Annotated in this window: 19 protein-coding genes, 1 tRNA gene and 1 pseudogene; 10 read left to right on the top strand and 11 right to left on the bottom strand. The window is 46.0% G+C overall.

The window, feature by feature from the left end; translation table 11 throughout:
- Positions 1–66 precede the first annotated feature (66 nt).
- The 3 genes and pseudogenes from ACOMG9_RS11795 to ACOMG9_RS11785 form a co-directional block, all read right to left on the bottom strand.
- Positions 67–2,913 (bottom strand): hypothetical protein, encoded by a 2,847-nt coding sequence (locus ACOMG9_RS11795; RefSeq protein WP_494530279.1) that lies wholly within the window; start codon positions 2,911–2,913, stop codon positions 67–69.
- A gap of 22 nt (positions 2,914–2,935) precedes the next feature.
- Positions 2,936–4,543 (bottom strand): hypothetical protein, encoded by a 1,608-nt coding sequence (locus ACOMG9_RS11790; protein WP_494530278.1) that lies wholly within the window; start codon positions 4,541–4,543, stop codon positions 2,936–2,938.
- A gap of 313 nt (positions 4,544–4,856) precedes the next feature.
- Positions 4,857–5,351, bottom strand: a pseudogene (locus ACOMG9_RS11785) (sugar phosphate nucleotidyltransferase); the annotation flags it as partial.
- A gap of 234 nt (positions 5,352–5,585) precedes the next feature.
- On the opposite strand from ACOMG9_RS11785, the gene ACOMG9_RS11780 reads away from it, so the two are divergent.
- Positions 5,586–5,915 carry a MarR family winged helix-turn-helix transcriptional regulator gene (locus ACOMG9_RS11780; RefSeq protein ID WP_317141597.1) on the top strand — a complete coding sequence of 110 codons (330 nt, stop codon included), beginning with the start codon at positions 5,586–5,588 and terminating at the stop codon, positions 5,913–5,915.
- A gap of 181 nt (positions 5,916–6,096) precedes the next feature.
- Here ACOMG9_RS11780 and ACOMG9_RS11775 read toward each other — a convergent pair whose 3' ends face one another.
- Positions 6,097–6,399 carry a high-potential iron-sulfur protein gene (locus ACOMG9_RS11775; protein WP_422133719.1) on the bottom strand — a complete coding sequence of 101 codons (303 nt, stop codon included), beginning with the start codon at positions 6,397–6,399 and terminating at the stop codon, positions 6,097–6,099.
- Between the two features lie 196 nt (positions 6,400–6,595).
- On the opposite strand from ACOMG9_RS11775, the gene ACOMG9_RS11770 reads away from it, so the two are divergent.
- The 5 genes from ACOMG9_RS11770 to ACOMG9_RS11750 all read left to right on the top strand — a co-directional run bounded on the left by ACOMG9_RS11770 (position 6,596) and on the right by ACOMG9_RS11750 (position 12,290).
- Positions 6,596–7,681: a coiled-coil domain-containing protein gene (locus ACOMG9_RS11770; protein WP_448217028.1), complete on the top strand. Its 1,086-nt coding sequence runs from the start codon at positions 6,596–6,598 to the stop codon at positions 7,679–7,681.
- Positions 7,678–8,808, top strand: coding sequence for a tyrosine-type recombinase/integrase (locus tag ACOMG9_RS11765; protein ID WP_422133717.1), 1,131 nt, complete (start codon positions 7,678–7,680; stop codon positions 8,806–8,808). The genes ACOMG9_RS11770 and ACOMG9_RS11765 overlap by 4 nt, the downstream gene beginning before the upstream one ends.
- Positions 8,809–8,875: 67 nt before the next feature.
- Positions 8,876–9,898 carry a protein DA1 gene (locus tag ACOMG9_RS11760; RefSeq protein ID WP_448217027.1) on the top strand — a complete coding sequence of 341 codons (1,023 nt, stop codon included), beginning with the start codon at positions 8,876–8,878 and terminating at the stop codon, positions 9,896–9,898.
- 356 nt (positions 9,899–10,254) lie between these two features.
- On the top strand, positions 10,255–11,862 hold the full coding sequence (locus ACOMG9_RS11755) for a hypothetical protein (protein WP_448217026.1): 1,608 nt from the start codon (positions 10,255–10,257) through the stop codon (positions 11,860–11,862).
- Positions 11,863–11,981: 119 nt separating this feature from the next.
- Positions 11,982–12,290 carry a hypothetical protein gene (locus tag ACOMG9_RS11750; protein ID WP_448217025.1) on the top strand — a complete coding sequence of 103 codons (309 nt, stop codon included), beginning with the start codon at positions 11,982–11,984 and terminating at the stop codon, positions 12,288–12,290.
- Between the two features lie 125 nt (positions 12,291–12,415).
- On the opposite strand, the gene ACOMG9_RS11745 is transcribed toward ACOMG9_RS11750, so the two are convergent.
- Positions 12,416–12,489, bottom strand: a tRNA-Cys gene (locus ACOMG9_RS11745).
- Between the two features lie 121 nt (positions 12,490–12,610).
- Here ACOMG9_RS11745 and ACOMG9_RS11740 point away from each other — a divergent pair.
- Positions 12,611–12,883, top strand: a complete 273-nt coding sequence (locus ACOMG9_RS11740) for an L-serine ammonia-lyase, iron-sulfur-dependent, subunit alpha (protein ID WP_448218639.1) — start codon at positions 12,611–12,613, stop codon at positions 12,881–12,883.
- Positions 12,884–12,909: 26 nt separating this feature from the next.
- Here ACOMG9_RS11740 and cyoD read toward each other — a convergent pair whose 3' ends face one another.
- Genes cyoD through ACOMG9_RS11720 form a run of 4 tightly spaced genes read right to left on the bottom strand, consistent with a single transcriptional unit; the run spans position 12,910 to position 16,640 of the window.
- A complete protein-coding gene (gene cyoD, locus ACOMG9_RS11735) occupies positions 12,910–13,212 on the bottom strand; it encodes a cytochrome o ubiquinol oxidase subunit IV (protein ID WP_448217024.1) in 303 nt (100 codons plus the stop codon).
- A gap of 9 nt (positions 13,213–13,221) precedes the next feature.
- The gene (gene cyoC / locus ACOMG9_RS11730) at positions 13,222–13,824 is read right to left on the bottom strand and encodes a cytochrome o ubiquinol oxidase subunit III (RefSeq protein ID WP_448217023.1); all 603 of its coding nucleotides are present in this window, start codon (positions 13,822–13,824) and stop codon (positions 13,222–13,224) included.
- The gene (locus tag ACOMG9_RS11725) at positions 13,821–15,821 is read right to left on the bottom strand and encodes a cbb3-type cytochrome c oxidase subunit I (protein ID WP_422133709.1); all 2,001 of its coding nucleotides are present in this window, start codon (positions 15,819–15,821) and stop codon (positions 13,821–13,823) included. Before ACOMG9_RS11725 ends, cyoC begins: the two co-directional genes overlap by 4 nt.
- A gap of 3 nt (positions 15,822–15,824) precedes the next feature.
- Positions 15,825–16,640: a COX aromatic rich motif-containing protein gene (locus ACOMG9_RS11720; RefSeq protein WP_448217020.1), complete on the bottom strand. Its 816-nt coding sequence runs from the start codon at positions 16,638–16,640 to the stop codon at positions 15,825–15,827.
- Positions 16,641–17,070: 430 nt separating this feature from the next.
- On the opposite strand from ACOMG9_RS11720, the gene ACOMG9_RS11715 reads away from it, so the two are divergent.
- The gene (locus ACOMG9_RS11715) at positions 17,071–17,493 is read left to right on the top strand and encodes a hypothetical protein (RefSeq protein WP_448217019.1); all 423 of its coding nucleotides are present in this window, start codon (positions 17,071–17,073) and stop codon (positions 17,491–17,493) included.
- Positions 17,494–17,531: 38 nt separating this feature from the next.
- Here the strand turns inward: ACOMG9_RS11715 and htpG are convergent, their stop codons facing one another.
- Together htpG and ACOMG9_RS11705 are read right to left on the bottom strand one after the other, a co-directional pair.
- Positions 17,532–19,445 (bottom strand): molecular chaperone HtpG, encoded by a 1,914-nt coding sequence (htpG, locus tag ACOMG9_RS11710; RefSeq protein ID WP_448217018.1) that lies wholly within the window; start codon positions 19,443–19,445, stop codon positions 17,532–17,534.
- Positions 19,446–19,598: 153 nt separating this feature from the next.
- Positions 19,599–20,309 (bottom strand): DUF599 domain-containing protein, encoded by a 711-nt coding sequence (locus tag ACOMG9_RS11705; RefSeq protein WP_494530277.1) that lies wholly within the window; start codon positions 20,307–20,309, stop codon positions 19,599–19,601.
- A 317-nt stretch (positions 20,310–20,626) separates the two neighbouring features.
- Here ACOMG9_RS11705 and ACOMG9_RS11700 point away from each other — a divergent pair, with 317 nt between their 5' ends.
- Together ACOMG9_RS11700 and ACOMG9_RS11695 are read left to right on the top strand one after the other, a co-directional pair.
- On the top strand, positions 20,627–21,025 hold the full coding sequence (locus ACOMG9_RS11700) for a hypothetical protein (RefSeq protein WP_422133704.1): 399 nt from the start codon (positions 20,627–20,629) through the stop codon (positions 21,023–21,025).
- A 59-nt stretch (positions 21,026–21,084) separates the two neighbouring features.
- Positions 21,085–21,861 (top strand): class II glutamine amidotransferase, encoded by a 777-nt coding sequence (locus tag ACOMG9_RS11695; RefSeq protein WP_494530276.1) that lies wholly within the window; start codon positions 21,085–21,087, stop codon positions 21,859–21,861.
- The last annotated feature ends 19 nt before the right edge of the window (positions 21,862–21,880 follow it).

The following is a 21,880-nucleotide window of genomic DNA, read 5'->3' as shown; positions in this document are numbered from 1 at the left end:
TAATGCTTGCTGTTGAGCATTATCTGGCATCTAAGCCTGCAATTTGGATAAATCGCATCCCTATATCTATACACTTTCATGCTCGAAAACAGCCGCAATTGCTTCAGATCGTTGATCGAAAGGCATTTGCTCAATGGTTTGAAGCTCCCTGTTTTTAACAGAGTCAATCACCGCAGTGGAAGTCGGCTCTTCTGTCGCCTCATGTCCCATGGCTCGAATACGTTCAAAGGTTTTGTCCATGTTTGCCTGATGCGTCTCTTTTAAATGAGCCTGCAATTCGCGCTTCTGACCAAAATTAGTCCGACAGGCAAGGCAGAATGTCTTATGGAGGTATAACCCCTTCATTTTCCTTTTATCCAGGGGAATGAAGTTATTATCCTTTCCAGCTGCCAGGTCATGAAGGTGTTTATTAAATGATTCAATATTGTGATAGATCTCCTGACATGGAATTGCCTTAAAAGACTTAGGCGTTGCAAACTGCAGAGTGTCCGGTTTAAACAGCGATCTTATCTCTTGTGGCTTTTTCTGCAAATAGCTAACAGCAGCAGCTGCCTGTTCCGGGTTTTTATCAAACCAGTCAAGGATTTTAGTAGTGCTTATTCGGGAGGCCGGATTGTCAGCATGGTGTTTATAAAGTTGTCGGAGCACTTTATTATATTTCAGTTGCCCGGCAGGTAGTGCTGAATGTCGGTGACGTCGTTGTTTTTTTGCGGGAGAGTTTACTTTTTTACGAAATACTTCGGTTATAAACTTGCGCTGGTCCTTATCAATCACGAATTCTGAGCGATGTTTTTTCTCACACTGGCTTCCATCCGTGAGCATGTGCTCAAAATGAGTCATTTTAGCTGGATGGGGGAGGGTGCTTTTATCAGGATCAACAGGGGTCTTTGTGCGTTTTCTGTAATTTGGGTTTTGCCTCTGTGCTGCGGGAATGGCTATTTGCTTACCTTCGACCAACACAGGAGTGCCTTCTGTACAGAAATTTTTAGCATAAAAATCCTTAACGCTTTTAGCAATTCTTTGTTTCAGGACGTGATCTCTGTGTTTGTTCTCTCTTATGACAAGTCTCCGGTTCAAGCCATCCCGACATTCACAAAGATAACGGGTTGCTTCGCAAACGGTACACGTTGAACAGCGGCAAGTAATAAATTTACTTTGTTGTTCCCTCAGTTTTTCGTGCTCATCGGCCAGATCTGAAGGCTCTGAATCCTGTGTCAGTGTCAAGTCTTCCAATAGTTCTGGAATGGCAGTGCTCTCAGCATAAGCGCGGCTCATTTTCCAGTACCGTTGCTCAGCAATGGGTAATTCATCAAATGCCCCAAGCAACTGACTCAACTGCAAAGCCGTTACTTTAAAGGGAATAGGGATGCCAATATGTTGTTCAACGGCCAGTTTTTGTTCCTTAAGGTGACTAATGTATTGTTTGCGCTCTCGATAATATTCCTCTCCGTAGCTGATATTGCCCTGATTATCCTTTGTTGCTGCAAATCCCTGCTCTTTGAACTGCTTTTTAATGAGTTTAGATTTCTCTTTTTTAATCTGCTTTGTCGTAGTTTTAATGGCCTCAGTGAACCCTTGTCTGGCTTTCAGTCGCCTTTGTTCTTTTTGGAATGCTTTGAATTCTTCTGTTCCTAAAAACAGTTTCTGATTGTTGGGATTAGTATAAAACTGAGACAGTATTTCTTTTACTTGCGGAATAGGAGGTAACGTTTTCCATTCAGCCAGTTGAATGGGACGCGCCAACTGTTTAGTGGTGCTGTCGAAATAGTCTCCATTAGCAATCTCTTCACTGAGTGCATTACTTCTCCAACTGACCACTGATCTATAGTTCATCAGGTAGTTATAAATGCCATCAAGGTAATGTAAGGTAAGGGCAATATTACGGATGACCTTGGCCTCGACCGCTTTGCAAACCTTATCTTGCTGGGCTGGATCCTGCCACTGAGAATACAGGGGAGTCAGTTTATCGGTCTTGTCAATAAAGGCCCTGCCAATCATCAACTGAAAGGTTTCAAGTTTATGATCAGTCCATAACGATGGGTTTGCTACCAGCATAAAAGCAAAGGCGCCGATATCATAAGTCGATGAGATGCCTTTTTTCAGCTCCCGTTGAATGACATTTTCGAATTGTTCTTTTCGACTGGCTCCTTCGTCTTCGTATGCGAAGGTATTGTCAGATATTTCCTTGGTAAAGAAAATCAGCAGATGGCAGACTCTGTTCATAGTGCATGCATTGTTCGTATTTACAGCACCGAACCAGATGTCTTTGACCAGACGGAAAAATGCCAGATATCCTAACGGTGATGGTGCACCCCTATAGCTTCGATAGTGGTCGGAGCAAACCTCCGACGTAGAATCGAAGTTAAACTTCACGTCACCTTTTAACACCAGTTCTGGCCAGTTTCTTTTAATATATCGAGCTTGCTCTTTGAGTTCAGGAGGCCAACCGTCGACAATGGTTACAATTTCCTCACTATTGGGCCACAAGGTGGCATAGTGTTTGTCAAGTTTCTCGGCTACATCATTATTGACTGACTCTGCAAATTTTGTCAGTGCCTCGGCCAGCCGGGCTTTACCCTGAACGCCTGGTGTCCGTTTAATAGCTTCACTGAGCTGGTCAAAAAGAGGAAAACGACCAGTGCGCGAGCCCGAATCCAAAAAGTGGGATATAGCTTCATAGGTGGGGGTAATGTTTCTCTCTTGAAGTGTTTTCTCTGCTGCACTGATTTCTCGTTGTGAAAATCCCCGAATCTTCAAACTCTGTATTTCAAGTGGCTCTGTTGTAGAGGTATTTCGTGAGTGAAAAGTACTGGTTATTGTTGCAGAATCCTCCTCCGAGTCACTCAGACCCACTAACCAGAACCTTTCATTCTGATCGGTTGTACTTCGATTTAGCGTCGATGAAATATCCATTTAAATTTTCTCCAATCTTTATTCAGGCCGGATCGTTATCAGTGGGCTGGCTCGGGCTACTCTCACTGTCACCCGGAGGCTTGCCAGTCAGGTTAAGCTGCAGTTTTTCGGCCAATTCATGTTTACGCATCAACTCCCAAACTTTTACCTGAGCCTGGTCAAAGTCAAAATTGCCAGATGGCTCACATTGTGCTGCCTCGTCGGCATCTTGCCCTTTATTTCTCAGAGCCAGCAGCCGTGCTTCAGCAACACGGCAACGTCCAGCTGCCTGTTCACAAAGACTCAGGGTCAGGTCAAGGTTGGGAATAGTCGAAGCTCCAAATTCATTAAGCGGGTTTCTCGACCTTAGCGCTTCCAGCATAGAGCATGCTTGCGTCTTTTTTTCATAGGTCTGTTCTTTCAGCGAGCTGGCAAGCCCTATGATAATATTTTGGCATTCACTAACACTCAGCGTGAACGGGCCTTCGTTCAAAATGTCTCGGAATAATCCTTCCGCATGTCTGAAATTTTGTTTTTCTAGTTCTATGAAAGCTTCACGCATTCTATCTTTAGCGGTAGTCTTGTTTTTACTTGTTACGGGATCTGTTGTGAAATCTGCTCGATTGACTCCTTTCCTGACGTAGATTTGCACCTGCGTACAGCTTAACAAAGTCCCTCGCATAAGAGTTTTATCACGCAATTCATAGTTTTCTCTGAGAAACTCTATTGTCTCTTTTGACACAGAAAAAAAATGATCCTGTTGGTCGTCATCTTCGACAATAATGAGAACAACCACTTTATTTAATGCTTCCGATTCAGTGTATTTTTTTACCATAGGAAAGCTAATAGGATGCCCCGGCAAGTCAGGGAAACTCATAAATAATACTGAGTTCTTATCAAAAAATAAGGGAGTAATATCATCGCCCGTCAAATCCTTATCATTTACCTTCAGAAAAGGAGAAAGAGCTTTCTCTGCTAAGCCATGATCTTCTTTATCGTAGAAACTTCTGGCAGGTGAATAGTCGTAAGGTCTCACAGTAAAGCCTGCCATGGCAAATAGCGCACTGTGATAACAAAAAGGCCCTGAGCCCGCATCAATGATAACATTGTCTTTTGGATCCAGATTTAAGTTGTCCTCCAGAAAACAGCGAATCTCATCAAACTCGGACGGCAATAATGGAGCATATGTTACTATGTCCCCAGCTAAAAGAGCTTTACGTTCAACCATAAACTTATGATATTGGATTAATCCAACTATTGAGTCTTCTGAAATATCACAAATATCTCGGCATTCGCCCGGTCTATTGCTAACCTCAAACTTCTTGCCGGGATGAGCTTCCGCCTTAGAGATTTCTTGCCAGTAAATAAGACCAATACTACTGACATCAGTAAAATCCAGTTTTGGTTTGCGTTCAGCCGCTTTAGAAGCATTTACATCGAAAGCAACTGCTCTGGAGGAAATTTCGATCTCTTTCTGTCTTGTTGCAGGGTCAGGTGTGAAATCTGCTTGATTGATTCCAGATGGCTCACCGCTGACAGGCCTTACGGTTTTGCAAGAAGCATTGCCATAATTCTCATTACCATCGTTTTTAGCACTATAACCAGACTGGCTTGGTCCCGGATTACATGAGGTGTTAGTTAATCTGTCCATCGTTTTATTCTCTTGGCTTTATCCATGATGAAGGAAAGTTACCCTCTACAGGTACTTACGCTTGTTGACCAGTGAATAAAAAAAAAGTTCCGTAAAACAAATTGAATCTTGAATAGTTCCAAGGAAAAAGTATCTTACGTGCAGGTAAATTTGCTATAGGTTCACATTGCGGCTACATGACTCGAAATTTATAGAGTATGAACCTTGATGCAAAGGAAGGAGGAAAGCTCCATAAGCCAGCGTAAGTTGAAAGCCTTATTATATATTTAACATAATATATATTATGCGCAATCTATGATATAAAAAAGGCACCCTCGGCAGGCACTTCCTCGATGGCGACAATACTGCAACGGAACTGTTTGTACAGGTTAACCATCTGGGACAGAACACCTTTTCCATCAAGGTTGATACAGAGGTCGTCGGCTAAGACGACAGCGAACGGCTCATCTCCAATCAAAGTTTCTCCGGTCAGAATGGCATGACCCAGTCCTTTCATTTCACGCTGACGTGTATAGGAGAATGTACATTCGTCCATCAAACCCCGAATACCCGAAAGGGTTTGTTCCCTGACTGTTCCCTGGATCTGATGTTCCAGTTCATAATTTATATCAAAGTGGTCGTCCAAAGCCCGTTTACCACGTCCTGTAACGATGCAAATCTCACGCAAATCACCTTGCAGGGCTTCATCAACGCCGAACTCAATAAGGGGTTTGTTTACGATAGGCATCATTTCCTTGGGCATGGATTTGGTCGCAGGCAGAAAGCGTGTCCCGTAACCAGCAGCTGGAAAAAGGCATTTTTTGATCATGGATTAATAGTAGCCTTACTTGTTTCAAAGCGTAACAGCTATGCTACCTTCGCATTAAAATAGACGACCTGACTCTTAAAATTTGCCAGATCAGTATAAAACTGTCTAATATTTGTTCTGGTACCTCTGTTGTTGCACCCGTTGTGCAGTACGCTTTAGAGGCCGAAAAATAAGAAGTATACGACGCCTTAAGTTCACAGCGCGCCCATAACCTAACCTAAAGGTAGATTAATAATGACATTAAAAGGTCTGATTAAACTTACCCACCTGCTTCAGGAATACCCACTTACCATTATCCAATGGCAGATCCTGCTGGTAGTGGCTGAGAATCCTGGCGAAACCATAACTGACCTGGTGAATGCTGAAAAACTGACCTGTGGCACACCCAGCGATATTGCTGTCAGTGTGAAGCGTCTGGGCGAAGGCCGCCATGACCGCCCTGGTCTGGGTCTGATCAAAAAGGCTCAACATGAGGACGACGGTCGTTATTTCAAACTAACCTTAACTCCCAAAGGTAAAAAGCTGGTCGAAAAAGTAAAATCCAAAGCTCGCTATATTAAGTGACCCTCCCTTTGGGCTCAGGAATGCTGCTAGCGGGTATATTAGCAAGTACGACTTTCCAGCTTGAGCCCTTACTGCGGTTTATATTGCGCCCGACTCTGATGGTTGTACCGGACGCATCGTTCTACCTGCTATAAAGTCACTCTTCAGATAGCCCCGAACAACGAATCGTTGAAAGGGTAAATTATTTCGGTTTTGCTACCCAGGCTGTGCACCAACCACCCTCCTCTACTCTGCGACCAGCAAAAAGTGTACAGCCATTATTCTTACTAGCCTCAAAGAACATACAGTTTTTGCAGATATCCCCTTCCTTATATTTTGGATTGCCCTTGGCCTCAGAAGCCTCCTTCACGTAGTTGAGAGCTTTTGCCTGTGGATCGTCTTCCTGAACTTCACCAGCGGCTGCTGGTTCCGCAACAGTATCCATGGCAACCAGTGGGATTAAGGTGCAAGCCAACCCAAGCTGCATAAACTTTCTTCTATCCATTTTCAGTCCTCATCGTATGTCATTCATCAAAATAGTTTTGTACGCATTCAGATTTAAAGCAGATCTTTAGAATTTTCGCAAAAACTATTACTTGCTACCGGTAAGTTCATTTACCGGTAGTAGATAAAGAACTTTAATACTATCAATACCAGTATTATAATACTGGTATTGATAGTATGTTCCCGGGTAAAAAATCATGGATAACAAAGCCAATAGCGAGAACCAGAAGGAAATTCAGCGCAGAGAGCTGGTTTTCAGAGTCCTCGACGATCTCAAGACCAGAGGAGAACGAATTAATGCCGATAAACTGGCCCGCATTGCCAAAATGGGGAAACAAACGGTTTTGCCCTATTACAATGAGTGGCGCTTTCTGGATGACGCCCAGAAAGAGACAAACGAAGAGCTACCTGCTGATCTTGTGCGTGTTCTGAAACGCTCTCTCATCCAATGGAAACATGATGCAACCGCCTTGCAGCGTGACTTTGAAGATCAAGCCAATCAGGAAATTGACGAGCTGCAACAGGTAGTACAGCAGTTCTCTGAAGAACGACTGGCCCTGAAACACCAACTGGAGCAACTAACGGCTGAAAATGAGGTGCTACAAGAAAATGGAAAGAAGCTGATTCAGCAACAATCAGAGCATGAGAAAAGCATCATTCAATTGAAGGAACAGCTAAACGCAGAGATCGAAAAAAATAACAAGCATGAAGAAACTCTGGCTTGCAATAAAAAAGAACATACCAATGCCCTCTCCTCTCTAGAGACTAAGCTCGACAGTCAGTACCAGGCACAAATCAACCACTGGATCAAAACCGTAGACAGTGAACGTCGGCTAAGAACAGATATTGAATCCAAGCTGGAGAAACAGAAAGAATCCGGATTGGCTGCCGAGAGGGCGCACAATGAAATTCAATATCGATTGGAAGCCAAGTCTAAAGCCCATTTGGAAGCTTGCGAAGAGAGGAATCATTACAAAGCCATTGTTAAAGAATCAGATCCGCAACTTCAGGCTATTAAAGAGCTGGTACTACTTATGAACCTGCCTGTTGAAGCGATTACCAGCGCAGTGCGACAGCTTATGGATACAGAACAAAAGGCCCGACATAACGAGGATGTCATCAAAGAGTCCAGAAGGCATCAAGCTGACCTTGAGCAAAAGAACCGGGAGCTACAGGAAGAACTTGATTCAACAAAAGCACTGGAGCGCGAAGTTGAACGACTTAAAGGCTATAACGATGCTCTAAAGCTGTCTATTGAACAAAGCAAAGAGAGCAGGCCATGAGTTTACCAGCGCTCTCAAAACTTCTGCTACTTCCCGGGGGCAACCATCCAAACCATCAGTCCGACTTATCGTCGTTCAATACTGATATGACCGGCGCTGTCAATGACAGTGAGATTCTTACTTTGTTTCTGAACAAATCTGCAGCCCGCTCCAGCGAGACGCTCAGACGCTATGAAAGAGAAATCCTGCGTTTCAGCGCCTGGTTGTATCAGGATATGGGGGCAACTTATAAAGAGGTTCGGCTGAAGCATCTTCAGATGTATCTTCATCATGTACAAAATCTGCCAGATCGCTGGCTAAAGAAAGGTATTATCCCCGGACAACCAGAAAGAATACTGTTTAAGGCATCCATCAAGCCCGGAAAAAGCACTGATCAGGTCATAGACGTACTCTCATCTTTCTTTTCTTTTCTGGAGAAAAATCGATACACACCGGGCAACCCGGCTGTTTCATTGATTCGTTCCGGCGAAAAGCTCGCCAGGGGCACTTCTATTGTCCGCTTTTTTCATGAAGAAGAATGGCAGCATTTACTGAACTGCCTTGAGCTACAAAGGCATAGTGAGCGCATCTCTGAATCAGAGTTAGCAAGAACACGCTACATCATTATGCTGGGCTACAGTCTCGGACTTCGAGAGTCTGAACTGACCGGACATAGCTGTAATGATATTCACCCGGATATTGAAGGCGGCTATTTTCTCAGTATTCTGGGGAAGGGTCGAAAACGTCGTCAGCTGCCACTGAATAACAAGCTTATTGAAGAGATCAAGGCGTTCAGGCAAAGGTTTCACTATGAAGGCCTGTTGGGGGACGACTTCCCATTAGCTCCCAGAACACGCAAAATTCAGGGCAAAATGGGCGGACTTTCCTCCAGAGGATTACGTTTCTGGTGGCAGAGCTTTATGGACTTCTGCGCTTATCAAGCAAACGGGATGGCTATCAGGGCAAGTCGATTCAAGGCTATGCCTTTCCACGCTCTGCGACATACTGCATTGACACACCTTGCCCGTCAGATGGACATAGAAGATTTGGCCATTTTTGCAGGTCATGACTCGATCAATACCACCAGCCAGTACTACCACACTGAAGCCAAGAGATTGAAGCAAATGACTGCAACCCATTTTCTCTGAATCATCAACAGCTTTAACCTGCTCCTGCTAAAGTTATTGAGTAAGCATCACATGGCCAGGGAAGGACATGAATTTCTGCAAGAGCTGTCGAAAGCCAATCCACGGAAATGGTCTGGAAGCCCTTGGTAGTCATTGGCACACACATTGTTTTAACTGTCGAACCTGCAAAAAACCGCTTTTGAACAAACCGTTTGTTGGCTTTAATGGCCGTCCTTTTCATACAAGATGCCTGAAATGCCCCGGATGCCGGAAGACCATCAAAGACAAATACATAGAAAACGATGGCATGCCCTGGCATCTGGACTGCTACCTGAAGCAGCATCATCCCCCCTGTGCTGTCTGCCGCAAACCTCTCGGTGAACAATATTTGATGGATTTTTGGGGCAATACCTTCTGCGAGACCCATCAGGACTACACCAATTGTTCAAGTTGCGGCCGCATAGTCTGCAAAAACATCACCGATGGCGGCATGTCTTTCCCGGACGGTCTGGTGATCTGCAACCTCTGCAATCTTCACGGTGTAGTTTCTCAGGAAGAAGGGGACAGAATCATGGAGCAGATGCGCTCTGCCCTCTCCTCTGTAGGATTGAATTTGCATCAATCCAAAACCCCACTGACACTGTGCGGTCGTGATGAACTCAGGGAAGCCAGCCGACATAACTTTCATAATGAAAGGCCAATACTGGGTCTGGCACGATGGAGTATCTCTACGAAAGCCAATGGTCAGGTCATTGCCCGAGAGTTCAACGATATTCTGATCCAGAGACATCTGCCAGAAGAACATTTCCGGACCGTAGCCATCCATGAATTAACCCATGCCTGGTTCTTCTACAACAACTATCGCGACCTGCCACTGGAGGTTGAAGAAGGCATGTGTGTCATGATGGAGTATATATGGTTGAAAAATCAGGATACAAAAGACGCAGAATTCCGCAGAGCAGCAATAGAAAACAGTGACGATCCTGTCTACGGCCTTGGTTTTCAGAAGGCCAAAGCTTCACTGAAATTAATGCCTTTGAAAACACTGCTGCAATTCATCAAAGAACGGAAAACGTTCCCTACCCGTTGGAGCGCATTCTTTTATCATTAAGTCAGGACAAAAAAAAACAGATGTCGTTCTATACACCATTGTCGGGAGTCCGTGCACAGTCTGATTGGATAAGTATAATTACAACACCTAGACTTCCTACCGACTTCACCAGTCCCAAGCTCTAAGGATAGTGGTTAAACAGTGTATTGAGGGTTAATCACAGTGCTGCTATCAAGAAACCGTCCATTAACATTGTCTAGGCGACCCCGTCGAGGTGAACTTTACTGCCGCAAGGCTAGGACGGTGTGTAAGCACCAAAAATAGAGTGATGGCTTGCTCTAACGGTCTGGGCGACCCCAGCAAGTCAACATTCCTTCCCGCACTAGAAGTACGGGGTATCCACTTGAGGAAAATCGATGTTCAAGCAGCAACATTATCTGGTTCAGTTAATCGCTTCTTTATTCCTTTTACAACCCTTGAGCCTTCAGGCTCAATCCACAACTTCTCCTGCTTCAACAGTCCCTACAACGGCATTGTGTGAATCCCTCAGAGGGCAAACAGCGGGGGTTGATAAACGACTGGACGAATACAGTAATCTTGTTCGCGGGCGAAACTGTACCTTGCTCAATGCCGATCAGACAAGAGATATGGCTGAGTTGATCAACCGGATTCCTGAGAACACCGTGATACTGCTTTCCTCCAACACTGCTACTCCTACAATGACACCTTCCCCATCAACAGCTTCCCCTCTGCTTGATAAAATCTCAGTTAAGTACGGCATTGAAAATTCTATAGTTTTGAAGGATGGTCAGGACATTATTGGTGCTGCCGATGAAGGTTTTGATATCGTCATTACGCTTCGGCCAAATTATCGTCTTACATTTATGATCTGGGTTGGAGCTACTGATAACTTCAATTTTGGAGAAACAAAAGACAGTCATATAAGCCATATTACTTTCCTGTCAGATAGACCTATGACCAACGAAGATCATATCATCATTATTGGAGCTGCGTGCTCTAACCGGAGGCTGATTGTCGAAAACAACGTATTCCGTCTCCCTAGATGGGTTGCAGTTTATCTTGATTGCAAAAAACCTCTGGATGCATCGATTGACCCCACTCAATCTGGCCCGGGTCTGAGGTTTGCCAATAACACGGTCATAGGTAATAACATCATGCCGACTACCAACGGTATTCCTGCGGAAGCGGTGTTTATTCATCTTCCTGCCATCAAGAACCAGTCGCAAAGACTGGAGATTATCGGGAACACATTGCAGGGCAAAATGGCCGACGCAGCTGAGTTTATTCTTGGATCCGGAACCAGTGTGAATATCTACAGAAACAAAGTCAACATCTCTAATAGTGGCATCGCATCCAATAATCACCGCTGGTTACTAATATCAAGGAGAGGAGGCTTCGTTCTTACAGGTCATACAGAGAACAATGCCGAACGTCCCCTTTTTAACCTGGCAGGCAATCAGATTCAGGTGACAGAGACCGCTTTAATCGTCAAAGCACCAATTGAACTGGCCTTTGCCTGTAATCACCTGCAAGGACACAGTCCGTGGCGACAAATCGAGGAACAATTCAGCCTGAAAGCGGCTGATCCGTTCCTGTTGAGAAATGAGTGCGAAAGGTTGACACCCAGCTCATCCGTTGTCACGGCATCACCTGCCCCCTACGCCATCAACCAGACCATCAACACCTGGACAGCCATCAAAGGTTCCACAGCGACTGCCTGCAGCGGACTGATCAATCTCGAAGATCATTTATACTTCGACTCGGAAGTCTGCCCGGTAAACATGACAAACTACGCTTTTGTTAACAACGCAGTATCCAGTACCTTTTCAAATTCAAGCTCCATTATTAATTCAAGCTACGTTATCAATTCAAGTTCCATTATTAATTCAAGTTACAGTATGGATTCGAGTATCAGCAAGGTACCCACTTCATCTGTGGGTAAAGCCATAGTCGATACTGGTTTCGGTATTATAATCACACTGGCTCTATTACTGATTCTATAATCTGCATCGAGACAAGACTTAGTCTCATCCTTCTGGTCGTTCTGTCAGACTTACAGTCTAAATCGTTAAGCCAGCCGAAGTAACTTTCATAATGAAAGGCCGATACTGGGTCTGACCCGATGGAGCACCTCTACAACAGCCAATGGTCAGGTGATAGCCAGAGAGTTCAACGATATTCTGATCCAGAGGCATCTTCCAGAATATGCGAAACCAACTGGTTAGGTACTTATATCTGGTTGAAAAATCAGGATACAAAAGACGCAGAATTCCGCAGAGCAGCAATAGAAAACAGTGACGATCCTGTTTACGGCCTCGGCTACAAGAAGGCCAGGGCTTCCCTGAAATTAATGCCCTTGAAAACCCTGCTGCAATTTATCAAGGAACGGAAAGAGTTCCCAAGCCGCTGGGCTGCTTTCTTTTACCACTAAGTTAGTGGCCAACGCCTCTTGAACTCATCATAAGCCTGGAAAATAGATAATCAACTGACATGCTCCGGCATCGAAGCCCCATATATTTTGCCATGGGTGAAAGATTAGATTCTTAAAAAAGAGAATGGAGGCGAGTACCGGAGTCGAACCGGTCTAAATGGAGTTGCAGTCCACTGCATAACCGCTTTGCTAACTCGCCGTAATGGATCGATTTTCAGATAAAAGTCTTTAAAACCAACAACTTCCAAAATCTTGAAGTATTTTATGAGAGAACACGCCAAATGACAATGCTTTTTTAAGGCAATATTTGAACCCGACATATCGGGCGCAGAAGCAGGCTGTCAGGCAGAGGTGGGATCTGCCTGGTCCAGATCCCCTGCATCGAGCGAAATGGTATGGCGGCTATCAAGGCAATCACTGCTGCTCGTCTGGCTATGCCTGGTGACGCAACTCAGGCAGTATCACTCGATAGCTGCATCGAAACCATCTATCGCACCGGTCTTGATCTGCGGGCCAAATATCGTGAAACCCCACTGAGAGGTCCGGCTATATACGCCAGGAAAGTGAAAGAATATAACGCGATTGTCGCTTGACTCTTTAGGCTGCAGCCTTCTGCCACTCACATCATTCTGAAGTTCAGATCAAACAATATCCAGATAGTCCCACCCACCATAATGAAAATCAGAACTCCGGCAAAAAACAGCGCTGTCAGATAGTCTCTGCCCGTGTGCCTGAGGGTGATGTTTAAAAAAAAACGCAAGTGAACCAGCACCTGAATCAAGGCACACAATGCAATAATGGCAAACAGTATTTTGGCCGGGAAAGCTGAGGACCAGACGACCCAGAAAGGGATCACCGTCAGAACGATCGCCAGAACGAGCCCTGCAAGGTAGTCCTTCAGGCTATGTTCATGTGCTTGCACGGCTACCTCCTATATGAACACCGGTAGGTAAACGACAGAAAAGATCCCTATCCAGACAATATCCAGAAAATGCCAGAATAAACCGAGGCGATACAACCTGGAGCAGACCTGGGGCGTCAGCCCTTTCATAAAAACCTGCAACACCATCATCAGGATGCCAAGCATGCCAATGCTCACATGGATGCCATGGGTAGTAACCAGTGTAAAAAAAGACGACAAGTAACCACTGGTTTGAGGCCCGGCCCCCTCTCTGATCATTTCTGCAAATTCGGCGATTTCCAGAGAAACAAAAGTGACACCAAAAACGAGGGTAATGATTAACCAAAGCATTACAATCGGTCGTTTTTTATGCATAGCTGCCAACCAGGCAAAACCAAATGTGACACTGGAGATCAACAGGCAGGCGGTTTCAAGAAAGACATGTTTGAGATCGAAAAGTTCAATGGGCCCAGGTCCGTTGGCAGTATTTCTGAACATACTGACATAGGTTGCAAAAAGCAGCGCGAAGATAATCGCATCCGTCATCAGATAGAGCCAGAAACCGAATTCCCGGTTATCAAGGTACTCTTCAAGATGTTCAGCCATGGCTTGTTGGAGCGCATTCTGATTCATACAGGCCCTCCTCTGGGTGAGAGACTTTCAGCAGACATTAACTGAGCCTTTCGTTTGCTCTCAATGGCCATGACAGCTTCTGATGTAAAGATCTCCTCTTCATGATCATTAGAACTTCTAACGATCAATACTGTTACCGCACCGACCATGGCGAGGATGGCCAACCACCATAAATACCAGACGAAAGCAAACCCTACTAAAAATCCAAACAAACCAATATAAACGCCCGCTCCGGTATTAGCGGGCATTATGATGGCGCTGTATTGATCAGGAAAATAATAGGCTTCCCCTTTTTTTTTCATTTCCCAGAAGGCATCAACAGAGTTGACTTTGGGTATCACAGCAAAGTTATAGGGTGCTGCCGGTGAGGAGGTGGCCCACTCAAGAGTTCTGCCATTCCATGGATCACCGGTTAGATCCCGATGTTGATTACGGTCTCTGACACTGACGTAAAACTGCATAAAGACACTGTAAATGCCAACCAGTACAAAACATGCACCTGCAAAAGCCACCAGCAGAAAAGGTTGCCAATCAGGCTGGGTGTATTGTTCAAGCCTCCTTGTCATACCCAGAAGCCCAAGGGCGTAGAGTGGCATAAAGGCGAGATAGAAACCGATCAACCAGCAGGAAAACACCATCTTGCCCCAGAACTCATTAAGTCTGAAGCCAAAGACCTTGGGGAACCAGAACTGAGTGCCTGCAAAGTAACCAAACAAGGCGCCGGGTATCAGCATGTTATGAAAGTGCGCTACTAAAAAGGTGGTGTTATGCATCTGGTAGTCTACCGGAGGAATTGCCAGCAAGACTCCGGTAATACCCCCTATTACAAAGGTAATAATAAAACCGATGGTAAACAGCATAGCGGGATGAAAAACAATCCGCCCCCTGATCATAGTAAAGAGCCAGTCAAATATTTTAACGCCTGTGGGAACAGCAATAATCATTGTGGCAATACCGAATATGGCGTTGACGTTTGGACTGGAGCCCATAGTAAAGAAATGATGCAACCATACTGTAAACGACAAAAGTCCAATAGCCATGGTGGCGTAGACTAACGAATGATAACCAAACAGCCTTTTCCCGGAAAACACAGCGGTTACTTCAGAGAATACACCGAAAGCAGGCAGAATCAGAATGTAGACTTCAGGGTGTCCCCAGATCCAGATCAGGTTGGCAAAGTTCATCATATTGCCACCCAGCTCATTGGTAAAAAAGTGCATCCCCACTGTCCGGTCCAGCCCCAGCAGAGCCGCCACTACGGTCAGGGCAGGAAAAGCAAACGCCATCAGAATACTGGTGCAGAGTGTGGTCCAGACAAACAATGGCATCTGCATCAATTTCATGCCAGGAGCCCGGCATCTTAAAATGGTCGTTATAAAGTTAATTCCGGTCATCGTACTGCCCACACCACTGACAAGCAGTGCCCAAATCCAGTAATCGACACCAACTCCCGGACTGAAACCAATACCTGAATAAGGTGGATACCCGGTCCAGCCCGCTGTCGAGAACTTGCCCAGAACCAGGGAAATTCCCACCAACCCGGCACCTGCAGCAGTCAGCCATAAACTGACCGAATTCATGAAGGGAAAAGCCACATCTCTGGCGCCAATCTGCTGGGGAACAACGATATTGATCAGGCCAGTAAGAAACGGCATGGCCATAAAAAAGATCATGATAGTGCCATGGGTAGTAAAAATTTGCTCAAAATGCTCTGGCGGCAAATACCCATCATTGTTAAGAGCAATCGCTTGCTGGGTTCGCATCATGACGGCTTCAATAACCCCACGGACAAGCATGACCAGTGCCAGCAAGATATACATGACCCCGATTCGCTTATGATCGACACTGGTCAGCCATTCTTCCCACAAATATCGCCACTTGCCTGCCCAGGTCACGGCCAGAGCCGTCAAAAGCACAGCCATCACTGTAACAAGAGCGCCTCCCATAGCAACCGAGCTATAGAACGGCAGTGCATCAATGGTCAATCTGCCTAACATGGCTTACTCCAGACTTCCGGTTTTTTGCAGGGGTAAGGCACCGCTTGCTCCGGTGTATTTAGCAACGATTCGACTGAACAGCTCCGGTTCAACCCAGGAGTAGTACTCTACCGGGTACTTTGTTTCCGGCCTGAGGAGCTTCTGATAACTCATTGAGTCCAGTCGTTTGTTTGCTTTTTTGACGTTATCGAGCCATTGTGCAAAGTCACTTTCAGAGAGTGATTGAACGTCAAATACCATATGAGGAAAGCCCCGGCCACTGAACTGGGTATTTCTTCCAGTAAAACGACCTGGCTCGAAGGCTTTGAGGTTCAGATGAGTGGTCATCCCGGCCATGGCATAAATTTGGCCACCCAGCGCAGGGATAATGAAGGATGTCATGACCGTGTCTGAAGTAATTTCAATATTAACGGGTCTGTCACTGGGAAAAGCCAGTTCATTGACTACCGCTACCTGCTGGTCCGGGTAGATAAATAGCCACTTCCAGTTCTGAGCCACTGCCTGAACCCTGAACGTTTTCTCATCACTGACCAGAGGCTTGTAGGGGTCGAGTTGGTAGGTGTAAATCACAACAAGAACACCGATCACAACGATAATGACCAGTGGACCGGCCCAGATAAACAGTTCAACGAAAATGGATTTGTGCCAGTCTGGCCGATAGGCCCCTTTGCCATTGGCTCGATAACGCCAGCATGACCAGAAAGTGATCAGGTAAACGGGCAGCAAAGTAAAAAGCATGATGGCTGTCGCGAGGAATAACAGATTCCGCTCGGTTTCAGCAACCGGACCTTTTGGATAAAGAATGGGAGATGACTGCATGCTGCAGCCAGAAATGAGAAGAATCGCTAACAGGACAGTCAGCCATTTTGACAAAAATACGGTACGGACGGACTTCATGAAAGAATGCCACTGTCACAGGGAACTGGTGAGAAAAACCCGTTTCAGCCTTAATACAGCGTAGATCAAAACTGGAAACAATGAACTGAACTGGCAGTAATTTTGTCAAGTTAGCCCTAAGTCTAATCGATCAAGGTCGTATACTGCTCAAGGAGTCCTCTCCACTATTCTGAGTGCAAACATTGTAATGACTAAACGAATGGAGGGACCAAAGGTACGAGGGAGGTGTCGCTTATGAATCAACCGACCGAATGATAACCAACCGGTTATCTAACTTACGAAACAGGACCAATACAGCATTAAAAAACTCTACAATCAAACAGGGATTAAAACGAACAGGGAGGTATCGTTTATGAAAGTAGAAGGACAACAACTATCTGGAAGACCGTATCAGTCTGAGACTGACAACCTTCCGCAAACCGCCAGTGGTCGTACTTATAATCGGGACGTTCAATCCAGATCCAGTCTGGACAGCCTGCTTTATATACTGGCGGAGTTTCTTGAAGACATGGCTCTGGAGTTTAAGCCTATCAGCAACTATCTGTGTCAGGTGTTAACACTTGAGAACTTTATAAAAGCCGCCAATAAACTCAGACACGAGGCAGAACAGGCCAGTATTGATGTCAAAATGAACAATACGGACTCAAAATTCAAGCGCCTTGAATTGAAAGCTAGAAAAGAGATGAACGAGTTCAGGCACGATGTCAAAAATCGATGGTCAGAATTGAGGCATGACTTTAAGGCAGGGTGGAAAAACTGGACAAGTGACAGTTGAGGTCTGGAACTTAGATTAAGCTCCAGCTCCAATATTTGTTAGCCTGCCATTTCTAACAGGAGTTTGTTCAAACGCTGAACGTAGCTGGCAGGATCATCCAGCTGGCCACCTGCAGCCAGCTTGGCCTGATCAAAGACCACACGACACAGATCAGCAAAACGATCTTCATCTGCTTCCTGATCCAAACGGTTAATCAGAGGGTGCTCAGGATTGATCTCAAAGATAGGCTTGGATTCAGGCATGGCCTGACCCGCAGCTTCCATGATCTTACGCATTTGGGCGCCCATATCCTGTTCACCTACGACCAGACAAGCGGGTGAATCCGTCAGACGGTGCGTTACACGGACTTCTTCAATCTGGTCCACCAGGGCATCCTTGATGCGCTTGAGCAGATCTTCTTTCTCCTTGGCACTTTCTTCCAGGGCTTTCTTGTCGCCTTCATCGTCCAGTTGACCCAGATCCAGGTCACCACGTGCGATGTCTGCAAACTGTTTGCCATCGAATTCGTTCAGGTGCGACATCAGCCACTCATCAACACGATCGCTCAGCAGAAGAACTTCGATCCCCTTCTTTCTGAACACTTCCAGGTGAGGACTGTTGGCCGCCGCATTGTGGGTTTCTGCAGTGATGTAGTAGATCTTGTCCTGACCTTCCTTCATTCTGGAAACATAGCCTTCCAGAGACTGATCCTGATCACTACCCTTGCTCTCGGTAGAAGCAAAACGCAGGAGTTTGGCAACTTTCTCACGGTTTGCGAAGTCCTCGGCAGGGCCTTCTTTTAATACCTGACCAAACTCTTTCCAGAACTCTGCATACTGCTCTTCTTCCTTCTTGGCCATTTTTTCCAGCATGTCCAAAACACGCTTGGTCAATGCGGCTTTCATGCTGTCGACAGCAGGGTCTTTCTGAAGGATTTCACGCGATACGTTCAAGGAGAGATCGTTAGAATCCACCACACCCTTAATGAAACGCAGGTACATGGGCAGGAATTCATCGGCCTGATCCATGATGAATACGCGCTGAACGTAGAGCTTCAGGCCTTTCTGCATATCACGATTATAAAGATCGAAGGGAGCTTTGGCAGGAATGAACAACAGGCTGTTGTATTCCAGCTTGCCTTCAACACGGTTATGACTCCACTTTATAGGGTCAGCAAAGTCATGACTGATGTGTTTGTAGAACTCTTTGTACTCTTCATCAGTAATATCAGAACGGGAGCGAGTCCACAGGGCCTTTGCGGTATTAACCGTTTCCCACTCAGGCGCCTTGTCTTCCTCCTTTTCCTCTTCTTCTGAAGGCATCTCTTGCTTGACCATCAGAATTGGCATGGAGATATGGTCAGAATACTTGCGAACAATGTTGCGCAGACGCCAGCCGTCAGCAAACTCTTCGGCATCGTCCTTCAGGTGCAGGATGATGGAGGTGCCACGTTTTTCTTTGCTGATCCCTTCAACGGTGAATTCACCGGAGCCGTCAGATACCCAACGGACGGCTTGCTCAGCCGGTGCATCCGCCTTGCGGGTTTCAACGGTGACCTTATCAGCGACAATAAAGGCAGAGTAGAAACCGACGCCGAACTGACCAATCAGCTGAGAGTCTTTCTTCTGGTCACCGGTCAGCTGTTGCAGGAAGTCAGCGGTGCCGGACTTGGCAATGGTACCCAGGTGAGCAATAACATCCTCACGGTTCATACCAATGCCGTTATCAGCGACGGTAACGGTTTTTGCTTCCTTGTCAAAATCAACACGAATATCCAGATTGGGATCACTTTCCAGCAAACCATCATTATGCAACGCTTCAAAGCGCAGTTTGTCAGCAGCATCTGAAGCGTTAGAGATCAACTCCCGCAGAAAGATTTCGCGATTGGAGTACAGGGAGTGGATCATGAGGTGAAGAAGTTGCTTGACCTCGGTTTGGAAACCCAGTGTTTCTTTTTTGGCTTCTGCAGTCATTTGGCCCTCTACATTGTTTTCTGCCAGTGGCCGTCGTTCAGAACCTTCTCATGAGCGATCAGCCTGATCATAAATTGCTTTGAAACTAATGTGGGGACAGGCTTTTTGATTTCAAGGCAGAATTCGAGAATTTTATGAATATTCTTTTGCCTGCTACTCCTTAGCAGCATCAGAGAGCGTATCAAGCACTTTGGAATGAAACTCCCGACGGTACAGAATAACCACCACCATGACCGTGCTGATGATAAAAAGAGACGGATGAATAAACCAGGACAATGTGGCCAGAGAAAAATAATAGGCTCGCAGGCCGTAGTTAAAGTGGTTGGCGGCCAGCGTCATGATAAAGCCCACCTTGTCCGCAAATACTTTCTGTTCCGTTTTATTACCACTGATATCCTGCATCAGAGGGGCACTCCCCATAAGAACACAGGTAAAGTTATAGAGTCTGAGACTCCAGGTAAACTCAAAAAAGGTATACACAAATATAACCAGCATGACCAAAACCTTCAGTTCCCAGAGTTCACGGGTATTGGTCGTCACAAAAGGCATAGCCGACAGAACGCCGACCGCTTCTTCTGATGCTGCAATTCCGGTGATCAGGCCCGCCATAACCAGAATACTGGTGGAAGCAAAGAAACTGACAGATGCCCGAAGGCTGGCGAGCAGACTGGCATCGGCTATCCGGTTATCCCTGCCAAGCAGCCGATACATCCAGTCTCGTCTGTAGAGTGCCAGAACGCTGGCCAGACATGCCGTTGCCTGCCCCCTTCGATAGGCAAAAATGGTATAGCCTACCCACAGTAAAATCAGTGACAGGAGTGCCAGCCAGTCAAACCAGGAGGCAACCCCAGATAGATTGACCATAGTCCGTCCTCTTGGGTTATTGTTGTCATTCGATAAAGCAGTATCTTCTATCTACCCCGATAGCCATGACTGCGAAGGCAATACCTGCCTCATGCCGGGAAAAGATCAAATTGCCGGAAACATATGCTAAAGTGGCCTCAAGTTAAGACTCTGGATTGCTTCAGGCGTAATATTCACGGGTTAACACCTGCATCAATATAGACTATTGTTTCAGTTTTTATCGGCCGACATCCCGGGATCGACCACCTGATTTTTTCTTATCGGCTATTTTCCTCCAGCTCTGGCTTAGCCCGGTGCCATCGTCAACAGGAGAAAGGATGACAAGTTCGCAATTTATTCTAGGCTGGACAATCTACCTGGCAGGTGCAATGGGTTGTCTGGTGTCGCTTATTATGATTACCGGAAGACTGCCTGCGCGCTTGAAGTGGGTACTGCGTTTTACAGCTGCTGCCCTGCTTTGCACACCCTGGTGGATAACCAGAGGCTCTGATCTGTTGTCTCCCGCGCTGTTTACAATGATATACGATGGCATGACCCACGGTTTTGAAGCCATGTCCAGAACAGGAATGATCATTGTGTTCGCCGCTGGATTAGCGGCCCTGATTGCCTTTGTCCTGCCCGTAAAGAAGTCAAACACAGACAAGAAAAAAACTGAGCGAGCTCCGAAACCCTCTGGTAGCGAGATACGATCCAAAAGGCAGGAACCCACCTGCTGATAGTTTTGTGAACCAACGGAACAAACAATGCCAAGAAACAATACTAACGGACAGTTGAGATGTGTGAACTGCTGGGCATGAGCGCCAACACACCGACCGACATTTGCTTCAGCTTCAGTGGTTTGATGCAGAGAGGCGGACGCACCGGTCCCCACAGTGATGGCTGGGGTATCGTCTTTTATGAAGGGGCGGGAGTACGTGAGTTTCGCGACCCCCATCCGAGCTGTGAGTCAGAAATCGCCAAACTGGTCAGGAATTATCCGATCAAGAGCGATATTGTGATCAGCCATATCCGTCAGGCGAATGCCGGACGGGTTTCTCTGGAAAACACCCACCCTTTTACCCGGGAGTTCTGGGGACGAAACTGGACCTTTGCCCATAATGGCCAGCTTAAAGGGATCAAGAAAAAACCGCTTTGCTATTACCGTCCGGTGGGCACCACTGACAGCGAATATGCTTTCTGCTGGTTAATGTGCCAGCTCAGGGAACGCTTTCCTAAACCCCCTGCACGGGCTGCAACCCTGCACCGCTACATTCATAAGCTGGCGTTGGAATTAAGAAAGCTGGGGGTGTTCAATATGTTATTAACGGATTCAAAACATCTTTATTGCTTCTGCTCGACCAAATTAAGCTGGATTACCCGAAAAGCACCTTTTGAAAAAGCGACTCTGAAGGATGATTCATTGAGTGTTGATTTTAAGCAGGTGACAACTAAAAACGATATTGTCACTCTAGTCGCCACCGAACCTCTGACCACCAATGAGAGCTGGAACATTATGAAGTCCGGAGAATTTATTGCATTCCGGGAAGGCCAGGTTCACTACCGTCATGAGTGAATAATGAATCGGGATGCCT

It is taken from the genome of Endozoicomonas sp. PH6C, from assembly GCF_059322965.1.
Note: the sequence above shows the minus strand (reverse complement) of the source record. Positions and strands in the feature narration are given on the sequence as shown.

Bases quoted from the DNA above. Each gene is read 5' to 3' on its own strand.
- cyoC (WP_448217023.1), bottom strand. From the start codon at position 13,824: ATGAATCAGAATGCGCTCCAACAAGCCATGGCTGAACATCTTGAAGAG.
- ACOMG9_RS11760 (WP_448217027.1), top strand. From the start codon at position 8,876: ATGAATTTCTGCAAGAGCTGTCGAAAGCCAATCCACGGAAATGGTCTG.
- ACOMG9_RS11715 (WP_448217019.1), top strand. From the start codon at position 17,071: ATGAAAGTAGAAGGACAACAACTATCTGGAAGACCGTATCAGTCTGAG.
- ACOMG9_RS11720 (WP_448217020.1), bottom strand. From the start codon at position 16,640: ATGCAGTCATCTCCCATTCTTTATCCAAAAGGTCCGGTTGCTGAAACC.
- ACOMG9_RS11790 (WP_494530278.1), bottom strand. From the start codon at position 4,543: ATGGACAGATTAACTAACACCTCATGTAATCCGGGACCAAGCCAGTCT.
- ACOMG9_RS11705 (WP_494530277.1), bottom strand. From the start codon at position 20,309: ATGGTCAATCTATCTGGGGTTGCCTCCTGGTTTGACTGGCTGGCACTC.
- ACOMG9_RS11700 (WP_422133704.1), top strand. From the start codon at position 20,627: ATGACAAGTTCGCAATTTATTCTAGGCTGGACAATCTACCTGGCAGGT.
- ACOMG9_RS11765 (WP_422133717.1), top strand. From the start codon at position 7,678: ATGAGTTTACCAGCGCTCTCAAAACTTCTGCTACTTCCCGGGGGCAAC.
- ACOMG9_RS11750 (WP_448217025.1), top strand. From the start codon at position 11,982: ATGGAGCACCTCTACAACAGCCAATGGTCAGGTGATAGCCAGAGAGTT.
- ACOMG9_RS11695 (WP_494530276.1), top strand. From the start codon at position 21,085: ATGTGTGAACTGCTGGGCATGAGCGCCAACACACCGACCGACATTTGC.
- ACOMG9_RS11795 (WP_494530279.1), bottom strand. From the start codon at position 2,913: ATGGATATTTCATCGACGCTAAATCGAAGTACAACCGATCAGAATGAA.
- ACOMG9_RS11725 (WP_422133709.1), bottom strand. From the start codon at position 15,821: ATGTTAGGCAGATTGACCATTGATGCACTGCCGTTCTATAGCTCGGTT.
- htpG (WP_448217018.1), bottom strand. From the start codon at position 19,445: ATGACTGCAGAAGCCAAAAAAGAAACACTGGGTTTCCAAACCGAGGTC.
- ACOMG9_RS11755 (WP_448217026.1), top strand. From the start codon at position 10,255: ATGTTCAAGCAGCAACATTATCTGGTTCAGTTAATCGCTTCTTTATTC.
- ACOMG9_RS11780 (WP_317141597.1), top strand. From the start codon at position 5,586: ATGACATTAAAAGGTCTGATTAAACTTACCCACCTGCTTCAGGAATAC.
- ACOMG9_RS11775 (WP_422133719.1), bottom strand. From the start codon at position 6,399: ATGGATAGAAGAAAGTTTATGCAGCTTGGGTTGGCTTGCACCTTAATC.
- ACOMG9_RS11770 (WP_448217028.1), top strand. From the start codon at position 6,596: ATGGATAACAAAGCCAATAGCGAGAACCAGAAGGAAATTCAGCGCAGA.